We start from the raw sequence: 15,146 nt of genomic DNA on the forward strand, positions 1-15,146 counted from the left end.
TATGCGCATGCTGCATACCATGCTACGTGTAGGCAATCTGGAACGTTCTTTAGAGTTCTATACTGAAGTGCTTGGTATGACTTTACTTCGTAAGCGTGATTATGAAGAAGGTCGTTTCACATTGGCATTTGTTGGCTATGGCGATGAAGACAACAATACCGTGCTTGAGCTGACCCATAACTGGGATACAGAAAGGTATGACTTGGGTAATGGCTATGGTCATATTGCCATTGCGGTGGATAATGCCTATAAAGCGTGTGAAGAAATTAAAGCTCGTGGTGGTAAAGTCGTGCGTGAAGCTGGCCCAATGAAAGGTGGTGTCACTGTGATCGCCTTTGTAGAAGATCCAGACGGTTACAAGATCGAGCTGATCCAGCAAGACCACAACGCACGTAATAACTAAGTGACACGTGAATAATGCTGTAATGTTTATTTGGAGATATGATCTAAGATCATGAATTCAAGTGATCATTACAGTAATGAAATGCCCGGAATCTGTTAAGATAGCCGGGCATTTTTATATCAAACAATAAAATTCGAGGGATAAAGGCACATGCTTAAGCTGTTGGCATTGGACCGATTTACCGTACTGCTGTTTGTCATGGTGATACTTGCCAGCTTTGCTCCGGTGTCCGGACAGGCAGCGGAAATTTTCTCCACCATTACCACTGTGGCAATTGCAGTCCTATTCTTTCTGCATGGTGCTAAACTGTCCCGTGAAGCAGTGATTGAAGGTTTAATGCACTGGAAATTGCATACGCTAGTATTTGCTTTTACCTTTGCCTTGTTCCCGATTCTTGGGTTGCTTGCGAAACCCGTGTTGGTACCCATGTTAGGGCAGGAACTGTACTGGGGCTTCCTGTTTATGTGTTTCCTGCCATCTACGGTGCAGTCGTCAATTGCCTTTACTTCAGTAGCGCAGGGTAATGTCGCAGGTGCAGTTTGTAGTGCTTCTTTTTCCAATATTATCGGGATGTTTATTACCCCATTGTTGGTGGCATTTTTTATTCTGGGAAAATCCCAGCATGGCTTTGATCCAACCGCTTCGATTATCCAGATTACCTTATTGCTGCTAGTGCCATTTATCTTGGGACAGATTCTGCGTCCATGGGTATTTCCGTACATGAAGAAAATGCCGAAGCTGGTGAAATTCTTTGACCAGAGCTCGATCTTGATGGTGGTGTATGGTGCCTTTAGTAGCGCTGTCGTGGCAGGCTTGTGGCATCAGGTCAGCTTATCGACTTTATTCTTATTAATCTTGGCTTGTTCCGTGTTATTAACCCTCGTAATGGTGCTGACGATTTTCGTGCCACGCTGGATGGGCTTTGATAAGTCGGATCAGAAAACCATTTTCTTTTGCGGTTCGAAAAAGACCTTAGCCAGTGGCGTACCGATGGCGCAGATTCTTTTTATCGGTCAGCCATTGGGCATGATCGTTCTGCCAATCATGATCTTTCACCAGATCCAGCTGATGGTGTGTGGCATTATTGCCAATATGTGGTCGAAACAGATTGAAATCAAAAGCGAAGAATAATTCGCTTCTTGACATTGTTTCACGTATAATACTGCCCAACTTGTTGTGCTTAGCTCTGACGGAATCGTCTCGGTGGGCCAAAAGAATGGTCTGTTATGGTGTTGATCTGCTGAAGCTTCGGTTTTAGCCTTCCTCAGTAGTCTGAGAGTGATCAATTGCGATGACAGCAAAACCTTCTTGATCTTTATGGAGAATCGACCATGCGCGCCGATATTCACCCAAAATATGAAAAACTAGTTGCTACTTGTTCATGTGGTAACGTGATCGAAACTCGTTCAGCTGTTGGTAAAGAAACTCTTTACCTAGACGTATGTTCAGCTTGCCACCCATTCTACACTGGTAAGCAAAAGAACGTTGACACTGGCGGTCGTATCGACAAGTTCAAACAACGTTTTGCTGGTATGTCACGTTCTATCAAACGTTAATACCCAAAATGAAAAAACGGGCAATATGCCCGTTTTTTTGTGTCTGAAATTTGGCTCTTTAATTACCAAACTTCAGGCCCGGTACAGGAGCTTAACGCTCCTGTACATCAATCAGATGATCGAGTTTTTTCTGGAAGTAATCGCCCTGGATAAAGCGGGCATCGACATTCCATGCATTGGCAAATGAGGTCATATCATTTAGTTCACGCAGCAATACATTGACTGGCTTGATTTCCAGGAAGCCAGAAATTTTTTCCTGCAGTTCTTCAGTTTTGGTATTCAGTTTTGTAGCCAGCTCAGGATGGATGGTCACCATATTGGTATCCATCTCACGCAGCAGGATTTCACTGTACATTGAATGACCAAATTCACGAATCGAGATTTCCGCGCCATGATCACGCAAGATGCGGAGGTATTTCTGTGCATCTTCACGATTTAGCAAGATATCTTCTTCAGCAAATTGCAGGGTCAGTGGATGCTGCAGTTTACTGCGAATAATCGTAATCAACTTGGAAATAAATTCAGGGAAGGTACGGTCTTTAAACAGTACTGCACGGTTTAGATTGACGATCAGACGTGCATCTGGATACTGGGTAATGAAGTTGTGCAACTGTTTGCAGGACTCAACCAGAATCCAGCGATCCAGCTTGATGGATAGCTCATCCTCCTCATTCAGTTCCAGAATCTTGGAAATATCCTGCCATTTGTTTTCAAAGATAAAACCGCTGGTCACTTCATATGTGTACAGGTTGGTATCTTCTTTGTCGTACAGTTGCTGGTATTTCAGATGAATCTCGCCACGCTCCAGACATTGACGCAGGGCATGCAGGATGGAACCTGGCATGGCCACTGGTGCAGCGGTTGCTGCCGGGCTGACTGGGGGAATTGTGGCAGCAGGTGCAGGCGTTGGAGCTTTTTCAGGCGTTGGAGTTTCTGCAGGTGCTGCAGCCAAAGTAGCTGAACCAGCGATACTGAATTCCAGACTTGGAGCTGCTTCAGTTTTCGCCAAAGTTTCTGCCGGAATATCCAGCACGAATTCAGAGGATTGCTGTTGAACGGGTAATGGCGTTGAGAAGGCGCGGGCAATTGATTGCTCTAACTGAGCTTCCTCAAGCTTCGCATCAATTTTGCTATGACCGATACGTAAATTAAATGAATAGTCCTGCTGATTCACCTGAATTAACTGAGGTTTGCTCAGGGAGGCCAATCCAACCAGTTTAGATTCCAGAATTTCCTGTGAATCCGCCTGAATCACGCCAACCAGTACATCATGTTCCAGTTTAAATAATGGAATACGGGTCTGTTCTTTTAGGAAAGCTTCAATATTATTGAAGTAACCCATATAAGTTTCCCAATCGGCATTGAGAATACGTGGTTCATACGCTGCAAAAGAGAAGGTGATGAGAGCATTAGCTGCAGCCGGCTCACGTGTGAGCTCGCGTTTCAATAGCTGTAACGGGTTTGGCTTACCAGTGGCTTTTTCAGCAGAGGTGCTGCTTTGTGCGTTGGCTGAATCAATGGTCAGCTGCAGTGCATCTTCTTCACTGGTCGATGCCAAAAATTCCAGTTTTAGCGGATTGGCTGCGGCAACACTAGGATTATTGGAGTGAATTTCAAAACCACCCAGCTCAAACTGGCCTTGGGAAATTTTTTTAAAACGGGTTTTAAACTCGTTTAGTTCTTCAGGTTGTAGTAAGTCCAGTAGAGGTAAGCCGATAATCTCGTCTTCAGATTTCAGATCGAATAATTTCAGATAGTCTTCATTGGCCTGAATATGAATACCTTCCTGAATGGTCGCGACCGCTTTATTGCTGTCTTCGACTAAGGATTGTGCCTGAATTTGTACGGTTTCCAGTTCTTCCAGCAGATGTTGCTGAGTCTGATTCATGCGGCTAAAGGACAAGGCACGCACCAGTCCAACATAAAAGCGTTCCGGGTAATCCAGGTTCAGGATATCGTAAATGCCTTTACGGATATAATCCGCGTATTGCTCCGGCTGATAATCTTCAGGTTTCAGCAGAATCATCGGCAGGTCGGGCTGTTTGGACAGCCGTACGATGCTTAATGCCTGTTCATATTTCAGGTCATAGGCACGACCAAAAATGATCAGATCCCAGTTAAAGTTCAACTGTTTTTCAAAATTTTGCAGGTCATCCAGCAGTACAGCATCGACCTGATATTCATTCCCCGTCAACAGATCACGGATCTGGTTAAAACGAATCTGGTTGTCATCAATAATCAGCAAACGTGTCTCGGTACGTTTTAACTTCTTGGACAATAATGGATTTCTCACTTCAATGCTTCCCATAAATCGTGATTATTGATCTCATTCATCTGCTTATGAATAAAGTTCTTAATGATCTGTTCTTCTTGATCGTTCAATAATTCGTATTCAAAACGAATAAAGCTTTGTGTGATCAGCTGTGCTTTAGTCAGATAAATCTTCATTTCATGGCCATCCACACGAAGGTGAATGGTCTGTTTTTCCCGGTAATTCTGTACACCTGATACGATAATGCTGTTCGATATCTGATCCAGCTGCGTGGTCTGTACCAGTAAGGCCGGCTGGTAATTTTTCACATTACGGTCAGTTCGTGCATAGACGGCGCATGGGAACATGTCATGCGCTAGAATTTCCAGGCCCAGTTCCAGACTCTTTTCAGTCGACTGCTTGATCCAGCGAATCACACCACCGCGCCATTGGCTTTGGGCATTTTCCTGCACCAGAATAAATTCACCGGTTTTTAAATTGGGTGGCGTAAAGCCCGTCCATTTAATCCGGTAACCATTGACGCTGATATCCAGCACTTCAGCATGGTAAATTTGCTTGGCTTCACGATCTAGTGCTTTTAAATGCCCTAAGCCACCCGCTACAGGGCTTTCAGTTGAGCTGACCATATTGCTTTCATTCTGGAAGCGGAAACTGCCATCAATATCCAGGGTTTCCTGGAAATTCTTACCTTTAGATAGATAGAAGTGGGCAACGGATAGGCCAAAACAAATGTTGATATGTGCCGAATACTCATAACGCTCATGACGACGTTCCATGGTCGTTGTCAGCAGGTTATAGATATGGAAATGCAGTGCCGGGGTCAGGAACAGTTTTTCATTGCGTGACAGATACTGAGCATTTTTGGTCTGAGTTCCTGCCAGATGTTCCATCAGGCTCTGGGTGGCAATATAAATACTTGGCTTGAAATGATCAGCCAGACGTGAGTTATAAACTGGTGGTAAGTCCTTGCTGCTATCTACCACATAACGGGACAGCGTGGTTTCTTTTGGCAGAATCTGCACCAGTTTTGCCCAATCAAAGCTACACAGATATAAGCCTTGAATTTCTGCCGGACGAATCTGGTGGGTATTGAAGATATCCAGCAGGATCAGTTGAGCATAGGCCTGCGCAATATTTTGCAGTTCATGCTGGGTACCCAAGACCTGATTGATATTGGTCTGGTGGAAGTTGTTCTGCATCGCAATTTCGAGCAGTTGATGTGCAGCAAGCCATTGGCCCAATACCGGTTTGCCATAGAGCATGTGCTGTTGATACAGCAGCAGGCTGAGTTGTTGCAGGGCGTAATAAATAGACACCATCCGCGCCGTGGTCAGACTTTTTTTACGGCCCATTTTAAACAGCGAAAAACTGCTGTTATTCAGTTCATGGTCACAGCGTTTGGCGATATCGATATAGGCCTTGGCAAAATGACTGCGCAGCAGCATCGCCAGTTCAATAATCTGGTCGTTACGATCAGTGGTAATCAGGCCCTGATTGATGAAGTGTTTTTCCAGGCTGGTCAGGACATTTTCTAATGTAGGGTGTAGTGCCTGAATCAGGTCAAAACGCAGGGTTTCTGAGCACTTCAGTTCAGATATTTCCAGCAGTGCATTGAAAAGTGCTTTAGAAGAGTTACCCAGTTGCAGGATCGAAATTCCGGACACCCATTCCTGCAAAGCTTTCACATTGGATGGGCAAAAACTCAGTTGATCTAGTTTAAGTTCCGTCGGTATTTGAAAAATATCTGAAGGATGTGTACTCATTTATTATTTAACTCAAAATGTTGAAACCCCAAAAAGCGGTGTCTTATTTTTTTCGCCCGCAATTTCCCGAACAAGTTTAGGAACCAAATACCCCGGTAGGCTCGCTAAAACTTCAGTATAAATCTCGTTAATTCGTTCAGGTGACAAATCAAAATGATGCGCCCCTTTTACTTTATCAAGTACATGTAAATAATACGGCATCACCCCAGCGTCGAACAAGCGGTAGCTTAAATCAACTAATACAGGCGCACTGTCATTCACCCCTTTGAGTAACACGGCCTGATTGAGCATGGTAATTTGTTGCTGCACCAACTGATTCAGTTTGCTGCAGGTGAAATCATCCAGCTCTGATGCGTGATTTGAGTGTACCACCAGAATTATACGTAGCCTACTGTTTTTTAATATGCTTGTCAGCTCTTCATCGATTCGGTTTGGAATCACGATTGGCACACGTGAATGTATTCTTAAGAATTTCAGCTGTGGTAATGATTCTAAACGCTCAATCCAGAGTTGAATTTTACGGTTGGACAGGGTCAGTGGATCGCCACCACTGAGAATCACTTCATTAATATCCGGCTGGCTTTCAAGATAATTCCGGATGTTTTCCCAGTCTTCATTCTTCGGTAAATTTGCTTGATAAGGAAAGTGACGCCGAAAGCAATATCGGCAATGTACGGCACAGGCACCTGTTAATGTCAGCAGAAAACGTGACTTATATTTATGCAATACACCCGGCTGCTGGTTCGCCTGTTCTTCGCCCAGTGGATCGGTGACAAAATCAGGATGTTCTTGCAGTTCCAGATGATGCGGTAGCACTTGTAATAAGAGTGGATCAAAAGGGTTACCAAGCTGCATTTTGCTGACAAATGCACGTGGGACTCGCAGTTTGAACTGTTCTGAAGCCAGTAACGCACCAGAAAGCAGTTGCTCAGGTACAAGCTGCAGTTGCTGTAATAATTCCTGTGGATCGGTGATCAAGTCACTTAGTTGTGATTGCCAGTGTTGTTCCTGAAAAAGAAGGTCAGTCATGTAAAAGAATAAATAGAATCAGTTAAAAGCATCTGCTCAGATGCGCGTAGTTTAACAGTTTGTCTATAGTAAAAAGCCAGCCAGATTGGATAAAGTTTGAAAGATCAGCATACTGGATTAAGTTGGAAATCACCTCCTCATGTGAATGTCTGGAACTACAGGACAATGCATGCAGGATGATATCTGACTGTAACTTAAACAGCGAAGCGCTGTTAAATAGGAATTTTTCATTGCGACATAGTGTATTGGTCATTTAGAATACGCAGCATCAAATGAATGTGCATGTGGCATTCCATGTTCGTGTCAGACTTGCTAAATGACATTGCAACAGCCCATAGCATTGATAGATTAAAGTTAGTAAGTTTGGAGTGCGCCAGTCATGGCCTATTATTCTACGAATGAGTTCAAGTCAGGCCTTAAGGTTATGCTTGACGGTAACCCATGTTCAATCATGGAAAATGAATACGTAAAACCAGGTAAAGGCCAAGCTTTTAACCGTGTTAAATTACGTAACCTGAAAACTGGTAAAGTTTTAGAAAAAACATTTAAATCTGGTGACACATTAGAAGCAGCTGACATCGTAGAAGTAGAAATGAACTACTTATACAACGACGGCGAAATGTGGAACTTCATGGATCCTGTATCATTTGAACAGATCGCGGCTGATAAAGTAGCCATGGGCGATGCTGCAAAATGGTTAAAAGATGACTCGAATGAACTTTGTACAATTATGCTTTGGAACGGTGTTCCACTGTCAGTAAGTGCTCCAAACTTCGTTGTACTGAAAATCGTTGAAACTGATCCAGGCGTTCGTGGTGATACTTCTGGCGGTGGCGGTAAACCAGCGAAACTGGAAACAGGTGCTGTGGTACGTGTTCCATTGTTCGTTCAACAAGACGAAAGCGTTCGTGTAGACACTCGTACTGGTGAATATTTAGAACGTGCATAATAGTCTAAAAATAGACTATGATCGAAAGGGATGATGAATAATCATCCCTTTTTTAATGCCTATACATCCAAAGTCTTAGAGGCAGTCAAAAAGAACAGGCGTAAAGTCGCAAGGGAAAAACAGCAGTACCTCGAACAACAAGAATCGCGCTGATTTAATGCAACAAAATATGAGGGATTGAATGGAAACTCTACAAACGAAGTCAAGCATGACTTCGAAAATCATGTGGCTCATCATAGCCATTGTCGGAGCAGTATCCTTTGGGATTCTTGCGCTCAATCGTGGTGAGCATGTCAATGCAGTCTGGCTGGTTTTGGCCGCTGCCTGTATCTACAGCATTGCTTACCGTTTCTACAGTTTATTTATTGCGGACAAGGTGTTTGGACTGAATGCCAGCCGCCTGACGCCAGCACATCGTTTAAATGATGGTCTGGATTATGTTCCGACCAATAAAGGCGTTTTATTTGGTCACCACTTTGCTGCGATTGCCGGTGCAGGTCCTTTAGTAGGGCCAATTCTGGCGGCACAGATGGGTTATTTGCCCGGTACGATCTGGCTCTTGGTCGGTGTGGTATTGGCTGGTGCAGTACAAGACTTTCTAGTACTATTTATTTCGACCCGCCGTGACGGCCGTTCACTGGGTGAAATGGCAAAACAAGAGCTCGGTACTTTTGCCGGCATTGTCGTCATGCTTGGTGCCTTGGGTGTGATGATCATTATCTTGGCGGTATTGGCACTGGTTGTCGTCAAAGCCCTGACCAACAGTCCATGGGGTGTGTTCAGTATCGCTGCAACGATTCCGATTGCACTATTTATGGGTATCTACATGCGTTTTATCCGTCCGGGACGCATTGCAGAAGTTTCTATTATTGGTTTTGTGTTGATGATGCTCGGCATCATTTACGGTGAAAATATCGCGCAACACCCATACTGGGGACCATTCTTTACCCTGACTGGTACTGAATTGACCTGGGCACTGATCATCTATGGTTTTATCGCATCGGTATTGCCTGTTTGGTTGCTGCTTGCACCGCGTGATTATCTATCCACCTTCCTAAAAATTGGTGTCATTGTTGGTCTGGCGATCGGAATCCTGTTTGCGATGCCAGAAATGAAGCTGCCAGCATTCACTAAATTTGTAGATGGTACGGGTCCTGTCTTTGCGGGTTCATTGTTCCCATTTCTGTTTATTACCATTGCCTGTGGTGCAATTTCCGGTTTCCACGCATTAGTGTCTTCAGGAACAACACCGAAACTGGTCAATAACGAACTTGATATTCGTATGATCGGTTATGGCGGCATGTTGATGGAATCTTTCGTTGCGATCATGGCGCTGATTTGTGCCGCGATTCTGGATCCAGGCGTGTATTTCGCGATTAACTCGCCAGCTGCATTATTGGGTACGACGGTAGATACCGCAGCAGAAGCAGTACGTAACCTTGGTTTTGTGGTGACTCCAGAAGCATTAACTGTATTGGCTCAGGAAGTGGGTGAGAATTCAATCCTGTCTCGTACCGGTGGTGCACCAACGTTTGCGATTGGTATGGCGCATATCATTACCGAAATCTTTAATAGTCGTGAAATGATGGCGTTCTGGTACCACTTTGCCATACTGTTTGAAGCACTGTTTATTCTGACCGCGGTAGATGCGGGTACCCGTGCTTGCCGTTTCATGGTTCAGGATACTGTAGGTATCGTGATTCCAGCGGTAAAACATTCTTCTAGCTTTATTGGTAACCTGATCGGGACTGCAGTAGCTGTGGCAGGCTGGGGCTTCTTCGTGTATCAGGGCGTGGTTGATCCACTCGGCGGTATTAACAGCTTATGGCCACTCTTTGGTATCGGTAACCAGATTCTGGCAGCAATGGCACTGATTCTTGGTACTGTGATCCTGTTCAAGATGAAGAAAGAGAAATACGTGTGGGTGACTGTGTTACCAACCGCATTCCTGTTTGTGACCTCCATGACTGCGGGTTGGCAGAAGATTTTCCATGAAAATCCAAAAATTGGTTTCCTGGCACAGGCTGAGCGTTTCAATAATTCGATTGCCAATAATGAAATCCTGGCGCCTGCGAAAACCATGGCCGAGATGCAAACCGTTGCGATGGCAAACCAGGTCAATGCTGGTCTGTGTGCATTCTTTATGATTGTGGCATTTGTGATGCTGTTTGCGGCATTTGGCGTGATTCGTCGTGCGCTGGCAAACCCTGAGCCAACGGTACATGAATCCCCAGCAGTTTACCGTGATCCGGCGGAAATCAAGCCGACTGCACATCACTAAGGAGAAGGCGATGAATTTGAAATTTGCCAAAAGCGGAAAAACGGTGATCTACAAGATCATCAAAATGACCGTCATGTCGCAAAAGGAGCTGATCCTGAATCCGAAGAACTGGTCACGTATTGCGACGTTATGGCAACGGCTGCAGCAGAGTTTCCGTTTGATGGTGGGTGTGCCGGATTACCAGAATTATCTGGCGCACATGAAACAGCATCATCCGGATCTGGAGGTGATGGATGCCAAAACCTTTTACCGTTACTGTGTAGATGCCCGTTATCCATCTGCTGGCGGTGGCATGAAGAAATGTCCATGTTAATGGATCAGTAAAAAGAGCGCCTTTCGGGGCGCTTTTTTATTGCTGAAAAAAGTGGAGATGAGGAGATTTGGTTTTAGTCTTCTGAGAGGGGGAATGTAAAAGAATGGTGAATAGATTTAAGAAGGATTATTTCATTCATAGACTATTAAGGTATTGGTTTTATACCTTGAATTGCATGAATCAATTTTTAAAATAAAAACTGGTCACTTTTTCCAGATTAATTTAAAGACTTGGTCTCTTAGATAAAGGGCTTGCCTCTCTAAGTATTCTAGAGCCTTAGCGCTCTGGTTTAAGGTTCAAAGTAAACAGGATTTTATTTGAAGTTTTGGCGGATTCATCCAGCAATCCAGTGTAAAGATATATTATTGCGCTTCTGTCTATTTAAAAAAGAGTGTATTTTAATCACAAACAACTAATTTATATGGAAAAAAGTGATGTGGGGCATAAAGCAGAAAGTCAATCATGATATTGTGCACATAACGGCTCAGCTGGAACAACAAATTGCCAGCTATACCCCCCATATTCAGAAATTTCTAGAAGAAGTCAATGCGATTGTGCTGGATAAGCAGGCACAGACCAAACTGGCCTTATGCTGTCTAATTGCTGGTGGGCATGTGCTGTTTGAAGACCTGCCAGGACTCGGCAAAACCACTTTGGCCAGCAGCCTGGCGCATCTCGCAGGTTTGAAGTTTCAGCGGATTCAATTTACTAATGACATGCTGGCCAGCGATGTGATTGGGATCAACATGTTTAACCAGAAAGAACATCAGTTCGAGTTTAAGCAGGGGCCGATTTTTACCCAGATTCTGCTGGCCGATGAAATTAACCGCTGTAGTCCGAAAACTCAGAGTGCCTTACTGGAAGCCATGGAAGAGGGTTTTGTCACGGTCGATGGTATGCGTTATGCCTTGCCTCAGCCATTCTGGGTGATTGCTACCCAAAACCCGTTATTTCAAAGCGGTACCTATGCCTTGCCAGAATCACAACTCGACCGTTTCCTTATGCGGCTATCTCTAGGTTATCCATCGCGCCAGGCTGAGAAATTGCTGTTGCAACAGGAATCGCGTTTTGCCTTGATTGCCACTTTGCAAAATGTCTTTAATGAAGACCAGATACTGGAGTTGCAAAGTTTGGTGCAGCAGGTGCATATCAGTGATCTAGTACAGGAATATCTGCTGGATCTTGCTGCTGAAACCCGTAAAAACCGTTATGGTTTATCAACACGTGGTTTGCTGGCTTTGAAACGCGCTGCACAGGCGTATGCATTGATTGAAGGTCGTGCCTTCGTAACGCCGGATGATGTACAGGCGGTGTTTGTCGCCGTAGCTTCACATCGTCTGGGCTTAAGTGAAGCTGAAACACAGAATGTGATGCAGCAAGTCGCAGTGAGTTAAGTCTGATGTTGGCAAAGTATTGGCAGAGCTGGCTCAGTAAGCGTTTTCAGTTCAGGAAGCAGAAACAGCTGACGCAGCGTGATGTACTGGTCTTTATTTACCAGCAGGGCTATCTCTATCTGGTACTGATTCTGATCACCTTTATTGCGGGTGTGAACTATGCCAATAACCTGATTTTAGGTTTCTGTTTTCTGATCAGTGCAGTGCTGTGTATCAGTTTTTATCTGACTTTTAAGCAGCTGCATGGTTTAACGATTGAAATTGTTTCCGATGAAGTCGGGCAGGTGGGACAAGATTTACAGCTGCATTTTTATTTTCATCAGGGGATTACCCAGTCAAGGTATCTTTATCTAAAGGCGGGTGAGCAGTTGCATAAAGTGCTCATCAACCAGAATAAGCAACATTTCACTATTCCATTTTATGCGGCTCAGCGCGGCAAGTTCGAATTTCCGGTGATTCAGATCTATTCCTTATATCCTTTTGGCTTGGTTCGGGCCTGGTCTTATCTGTATCACCAGCATAGCAGCTGGATTGCACCCAAAGCAGAACATTCCGCTGTTGAAAATAAACATGCCCAGCAGCAGTTTGAACCGGATCTGGATGAGTTTCGAGAATTGCGTAATTATCAGGTGGGTGAGTCTTTACATGCCGTGTCCTGGAAGCAGGTGGCACGTGGTCAGGGACTCTATACCAAGATATTTGAGCAATACCAGAATCAGGACAGGCAGCTGGAAATTCACTATGGCCATATGCCCAGCCAGTCGCATGAAGAAAAACTGCAATTGATGATGGGACTGGTGGAACAATGTGAGCAGCAGCAACTGGCCTATAGTCTGCATTTACCCCACAGCCAATTGGATCGAGGTGCAGGCAATGAGCAGTTGCATCAGGCCAAACTCTTGCTGGCACAGGCTTAGGGAATAATCATGATGACGGCCAGCATTCGTACTGCGATTTTACTCAGCCTGAGCCTGATTCTGGCTGTGCAGGTCAGTTATTTACCTGTTGGGCTCAGCGGTATTTTTACCTTGATGCTGGTCTTGCTCTGGCTGAATTTCAGAAAGCAAACCACTTTGTCTAAAACCTGGGTACTGTTACTAACAATTATCGCACTGGCAGTCATTTATTTTAGTTATCAAAGTTTTCTGGGTGTTGAGGCAGGTGTTTCTGTCCTGTCAACTTTTTTATTTGCCAAGGCTTTTGAAACCAAGACCAAGCGTGACCTGATTATCCTGTTTAATTTTGCCCTGTTTGTAGCTGCCAGTACTTTCCTGTTTAGCCAGTCCTTTATCATGACTTTTGGCATTTTATTATGTCTGCTCAGTTGCCTGATTGGACTCTACCGGGTGCAGACCAGTGAATTTGGACCCGATGCTCAGGCACAGGAACGCGCCTTAAGGCAAGATGCCAAGCATGTCGGCAAGTTTATCTTGTATGCGCTGCCATTTTTTATCTTACTGTTCATCTTTTTTCCACGTCTGCCACCCATGTGGCATATACCCATTCCCGAAAAGAAAGGGGTGACTGGGATCAGTGATCGTATGTCTCCTGGTGATATTGCTGAGCTTTCGCAGTCCAGTGCACTGGCATTCCGGATTATTGGTGATATCAGAAAGCTGCCACCACGTTCAGAATTGTATTGGCGAGCGTTGGTACTAGATGAATATGATGGCCAAACCTGGATCAGCAGTGCTGTTAACCAGCAGCCGCAATTTCGCTCCCAGCCGGATGTGAATCCTTTACCTGCGGGGTGGGATTATCAGTATTTGGCTTCCGATCCATCCGTGCTGTGGGTAATGGGACTGGAAAAGTCGATACCTTTGGAGCGCCGTTATTACAGCCGTTATGACTGGGGCATTGTTCCGCGCCGTTTGACGCAACGTATGGAGCCGATTCATTTACGTTGGATTGGCACACAGGTAAAGCAGCCAGTCTCTCATAGTAATTACTTACAGCAGTTGAATACGCGGACACCAGCGCAATTTGATCCAAAAACTCAAGCATTGGCTGTCCGTTTAGCCAAACAGAGTGAGAGTCCACAGCGCTATATCCAGAATGTACTGAACTGGTATCGCCAGAACCAGTTTGTCTATACCTTGACTCCGGGAACCTTAGGTCAAAACCGTGTTGATGAGTTTTTGTTCCAGACCCGCCGTGGCTTCTGTGAACATTTTGCTTCGAGTTTCGTGATGCTAATGCGTTATGCTGGAATTCCTGCACGAGTCGTCACAGGTTATCAGGGCGGTTCATTGGCCCCGGATGGTAAAAGCTGGGAAGTGAGGCAGATGGATGCACATGCCTGGACCGAAGTCTGGGTCAATAATCAATGGCAGCGGATAGACCCGACTGCGATGATTGCCCCACAACGGATTGATGAGGGGATGCAACATATAATTTCTCAGGATGAGACCGTGTTAGGGGAAGGAAAATGGGCAGCCCATTATCAAATGCTGACCAAGCTGCGTATCTGGAGTGACTATGCGAGTTATCAATGGCAAAGCAAAGTGGTGGGCTATAATGCAGAATCGCAACGTAGCTGGATGTCTAAACTTGGTCTCCATTCTGCTTATGCAGCCGTTTGGATTCTGATAGCAAGTATGCTGCTTCTGATGATCAGTTATTTTCTCTGGATTTATGTGCGAAATATACAACAACGATCTCCATTTGAGCATGCAATTTCTCGTCTGGAAAAATCACTGAGTAAACACTTACATCGACAATCAGCTGAAACCTTTAGGCAGTGGATGCAACGTTTATCTACTGAGGCAGATATAAAACAGAGTATGGTTTTTCAGCAAGCGGTGAATATTTATGAAAGAAGCCAGTATGCGGATCAATCCATGGATTCAAAAGATATTAGTGAATTCAATGATTTGCTTAAAAAATGTGCATATATCATTAAGAGTCAAGGAAAAAACTTGTCTTCACTTTGAAAAGTTTATAATATGCAACGCATTCTAGGCGTATAGCTCAGTTGGTTAGAGCGCTACGTTGACATCGTAGAGGTCTCCAGTTCGAGTCTGGATATGCCTACCAAGATTCAGAAAACCTCCTAAAATAATTTAGGAGGTTTTTTTATTTTTAATAGGCTTTGTTGCATAAATATGTAAGCATCTGATTTAAATAAATTTAATTTTGGATCAAAAAATAATCAAAACCTTTAAAATCATATAGTTATGAAATCTT

General features: G+C 44.4%; 12 protein-coding genes and 1 tRNA gene. 10 read left to right on the top strand and 3 right to left on the bottom strand.

Going from position 1 to position 15,146, the window contains the following annotated elements:
• The first annotated feature begins 1 nt into the window (after position 1).
• The 3 genes from gloA (at position 2) to rpmE (ending at position 1,959) form a co-directional block, all read left to right on the top strand.
• Entirely contained in the window at positions 2-403 is a 402-nt protein-coding gene (gene gloA, locus GW12_RS13695; protein ID WP_034588571.1) for a lactoylglutathione lyase, read from the top strand.
• A 150-nt stretch (positions 404-553) separates the two neighbouring features.
• On the top strand, positions 554-1,534 hold the full coding sequence (locus GW12_RS13700; protein ID WP_034588574.1) for a bile acid:sodium symporter family protein: 981 nt from the start codon (positions 554-556) through the stop codon (positions 1,532-1,534).
• 200 nt (positions 1,535-1,734) lie between these two features.
• Positions 1,735-1,959, top strand: a complete 225-nt coding sequence (rpmE, locus tag GW12_RS13705; RefSeq protein ID WP_004971624.1) for a 50S ribosomal protein L31 — start codon at positions 1,735-1,737, stop codon at positions 1,957-1,959.
• A 91-nt stretch (positions 1,960-2,050) separates the two neighbouring features.
• On the opposite strand, the gene GW12_RS13710 is transcribed toward rpmE, so the two are convergent.
• The 3 genes from GW12_RS13710 to epmB are packed head-to-tail and all read right to left on the bottom strand — an operon-like array spanning position 2,051 to position 7,023.
• A complete protein-coding gene (locus GW12_RS13710) occupies positions 2,051-4,267 on the bottom strand; it encodes an EAL domain-containing protein (RefSeq protein WP_034588578.1) in 2,217 nt (738 codons plus the stop codon).
• Positions 4,249-5,994: a hypothetical protein gene (locus tag GW12_RS13715; protein ID WP_034588581.1), complete on the bottom strand. Its 1,746-nt coding sequence runs from the start codon at positions 5,992-5,994 to the stop codon at positions 4,249-4,251. Before GW12_RS13715 ends, GW12_RS13710 begins: the two co-directional genes overlap by 19 nt.
• 12 nt (positions 5,995-6,006) lie before the next feature.
• Positions 6,007-7,023: an EF-P beta-lysylation protein EpmB gene (epmB, locus tag GW12_RS13720; RefSeq protein WP_034588583.1), complete on the bottom strand. Its 1,017-nt coding sequence runs from the start codon at positions 7,021-7,023 to the stop codon at positions 6,007-6,009.
• A gap of 379 nt (positions 7,024-7,402) precedes the next feature.
• Here epmB and efp point away from each other — a divergent pair, with 379 nt between their 5' ends.
• The 7 genes from efp (at position 7,403) to GW12_RS13755 (ending at position 14,996) form a co-directional block, all read left to right on the top strand.
• Positions 7,403-7,972, top strand: a complete 570-nt coding sequence (gene efp / locus GW12_RS13725; RefSeq protein ID WP_034588585.1) for an elongation factor P — start codon at positions 7,403-7,405, stop codon at positions 7,970-7,972.
• A 181-nt stretch (positions 7,973-8,153) separates the two neighbouring features.
• Entirely contained in the window at positions 8,154-10,253 is a 2,100-nt protein-coding gene (locus GW12_RS13730) for a carbon starvation CstA family protein (RefSeq protein WP_034588587.1), read from the top strand.
• 10 nt (positions 10,254-10,263) lie between these two features.
• Entirely contained in the window at positions 10,264-10,566 is a 303-nt protein-coding gene (locus GW12_RS13735) for a YbdD/YjiX family protein (protein ID WP_034588589.1), read from the top strand.
• Between the two features lie 434 nt (positions 10,567-11,000).
• Positions 11,001-11,960 (top strand): MoxR family ATPase, encoded by a 960-nt coding sequence (locus GW12_RS13740; RefSeq protein WP_034588590.1) that lies wholly within the window; start codon positions 11,001-11,003, stop codon positions 11,958-11,960.
• Positions 11,961-11,968: 8 nt separating this feature from the next.
• Complete coding sequence (locus tag GW12_RS13745; protein WP_034588598.1) at positions 11,969-12,877, top strand: DUF58 domain-containing protein; 909 nt, start codon at positions 11,969-11,971, stop codon at positions 12,875-12,877.
• A 9-nt stretch (positions 12,878-12,886) separates the two neighbouring features.
• Positions 12,887-14,893, top strand: coding sequence for a DUF3488 and transglutaminase-like domain-containing protein (locus GW12_RS13750; RefSeq protein WP_034588593.1), 2,007 nt, complete (start codon positions 12,887-12,889; stop codon positions 14,891-14,893).
• A gap of 26 nt (positions 14,894-14,919) precedes the next feature.
• Positions 14,920-14,996, top strand: a tRNA-Val gene (locus GW12_RS13755).
• Positions 14,997-15,146 lie beyond the last annotated feature (150 nt).

It is taken from the genome of Acinetobacter sp. HR7 (genome assembly GCF_000773685.1).
Classification (GTDB): Bacteria; Pseudomonadota; Gammaproteobacteria; order Pseudomonadales; family Moraxellaceae; genus Acinetobacter; species Acinetobacter thermotolerans.

Coding starts and splice junctions, on each gene's coding strand:
- efp (WP_034588585.1), top strand. CDS start 7,403: ATGGCCTATTATTCTACGAATGAGTTCAAGTCAGGCCTTAAGGTTATG.
- GW12_RS13750 (WP_034588593.1), top strand. CDS start 12,887: ATGATGACGGCCAGCATTCGTACTGCGATTTTACTCAGCCTGAGCCTG.
- GW12_RS13700 (WP_034588574.1), top strand. CDS start 554: ATGCTTAAGCTGTTGGCATTGGACCGATTTACCGTACTGCTGTTTGTC.
- GW12_RS13710 (WP_034588578.1), bottom strand. CDS start 4,267: ATGGGAAGCATTGAAGTGAGAAATCCATTATTGTCCAAGAAGTTAAAA.
- epmB (WP_034588583.1), bottom strand. CDS start 7,023: ATGACTGACCTTCTTTTTCAGGAACAACACTGGCAATCACAACTAAGT.
- GW12_RS13740 (WP_034588590.1), top strand. CDS start 11,001: ATGTGGGGCATAAAGCAGAAAGTCAATCATGATATTGTGCACATAACG.
- GW12_RS13715 (WP_034588581.1), bottom strand. CDS start 5,994: ATGAGTACACATCCTTCAGATATTTTTCAAATACCGACGGAACTTAAA.
- rpmE (WP_004971624.1), top strand. CDS start 1,735: ATGCGCGCCGATATTCACCCAAAATATGAAAAACTAGTTGCTACTTGT.
- GW12_RS13735 (WP_034588589.1), top strand. CDS start 10,264: ATGAATTTGAAATTTGCCAAAAGCGGAAAAACGGTGATCTACAAGATC.
- GW12_RS13730 (WP_034588587.1), top strand. CDS start 8,154: ATGGAAACTCTACAAACGAAGTCAAGCATGACTTCGAAAATCATGTGG.
- gloA (WP_034588571.1), top strand. CDS start 2: ATGCGCATGCTGCATACCATGCTACGTGTAGGCAATCTGGAACGTTCT.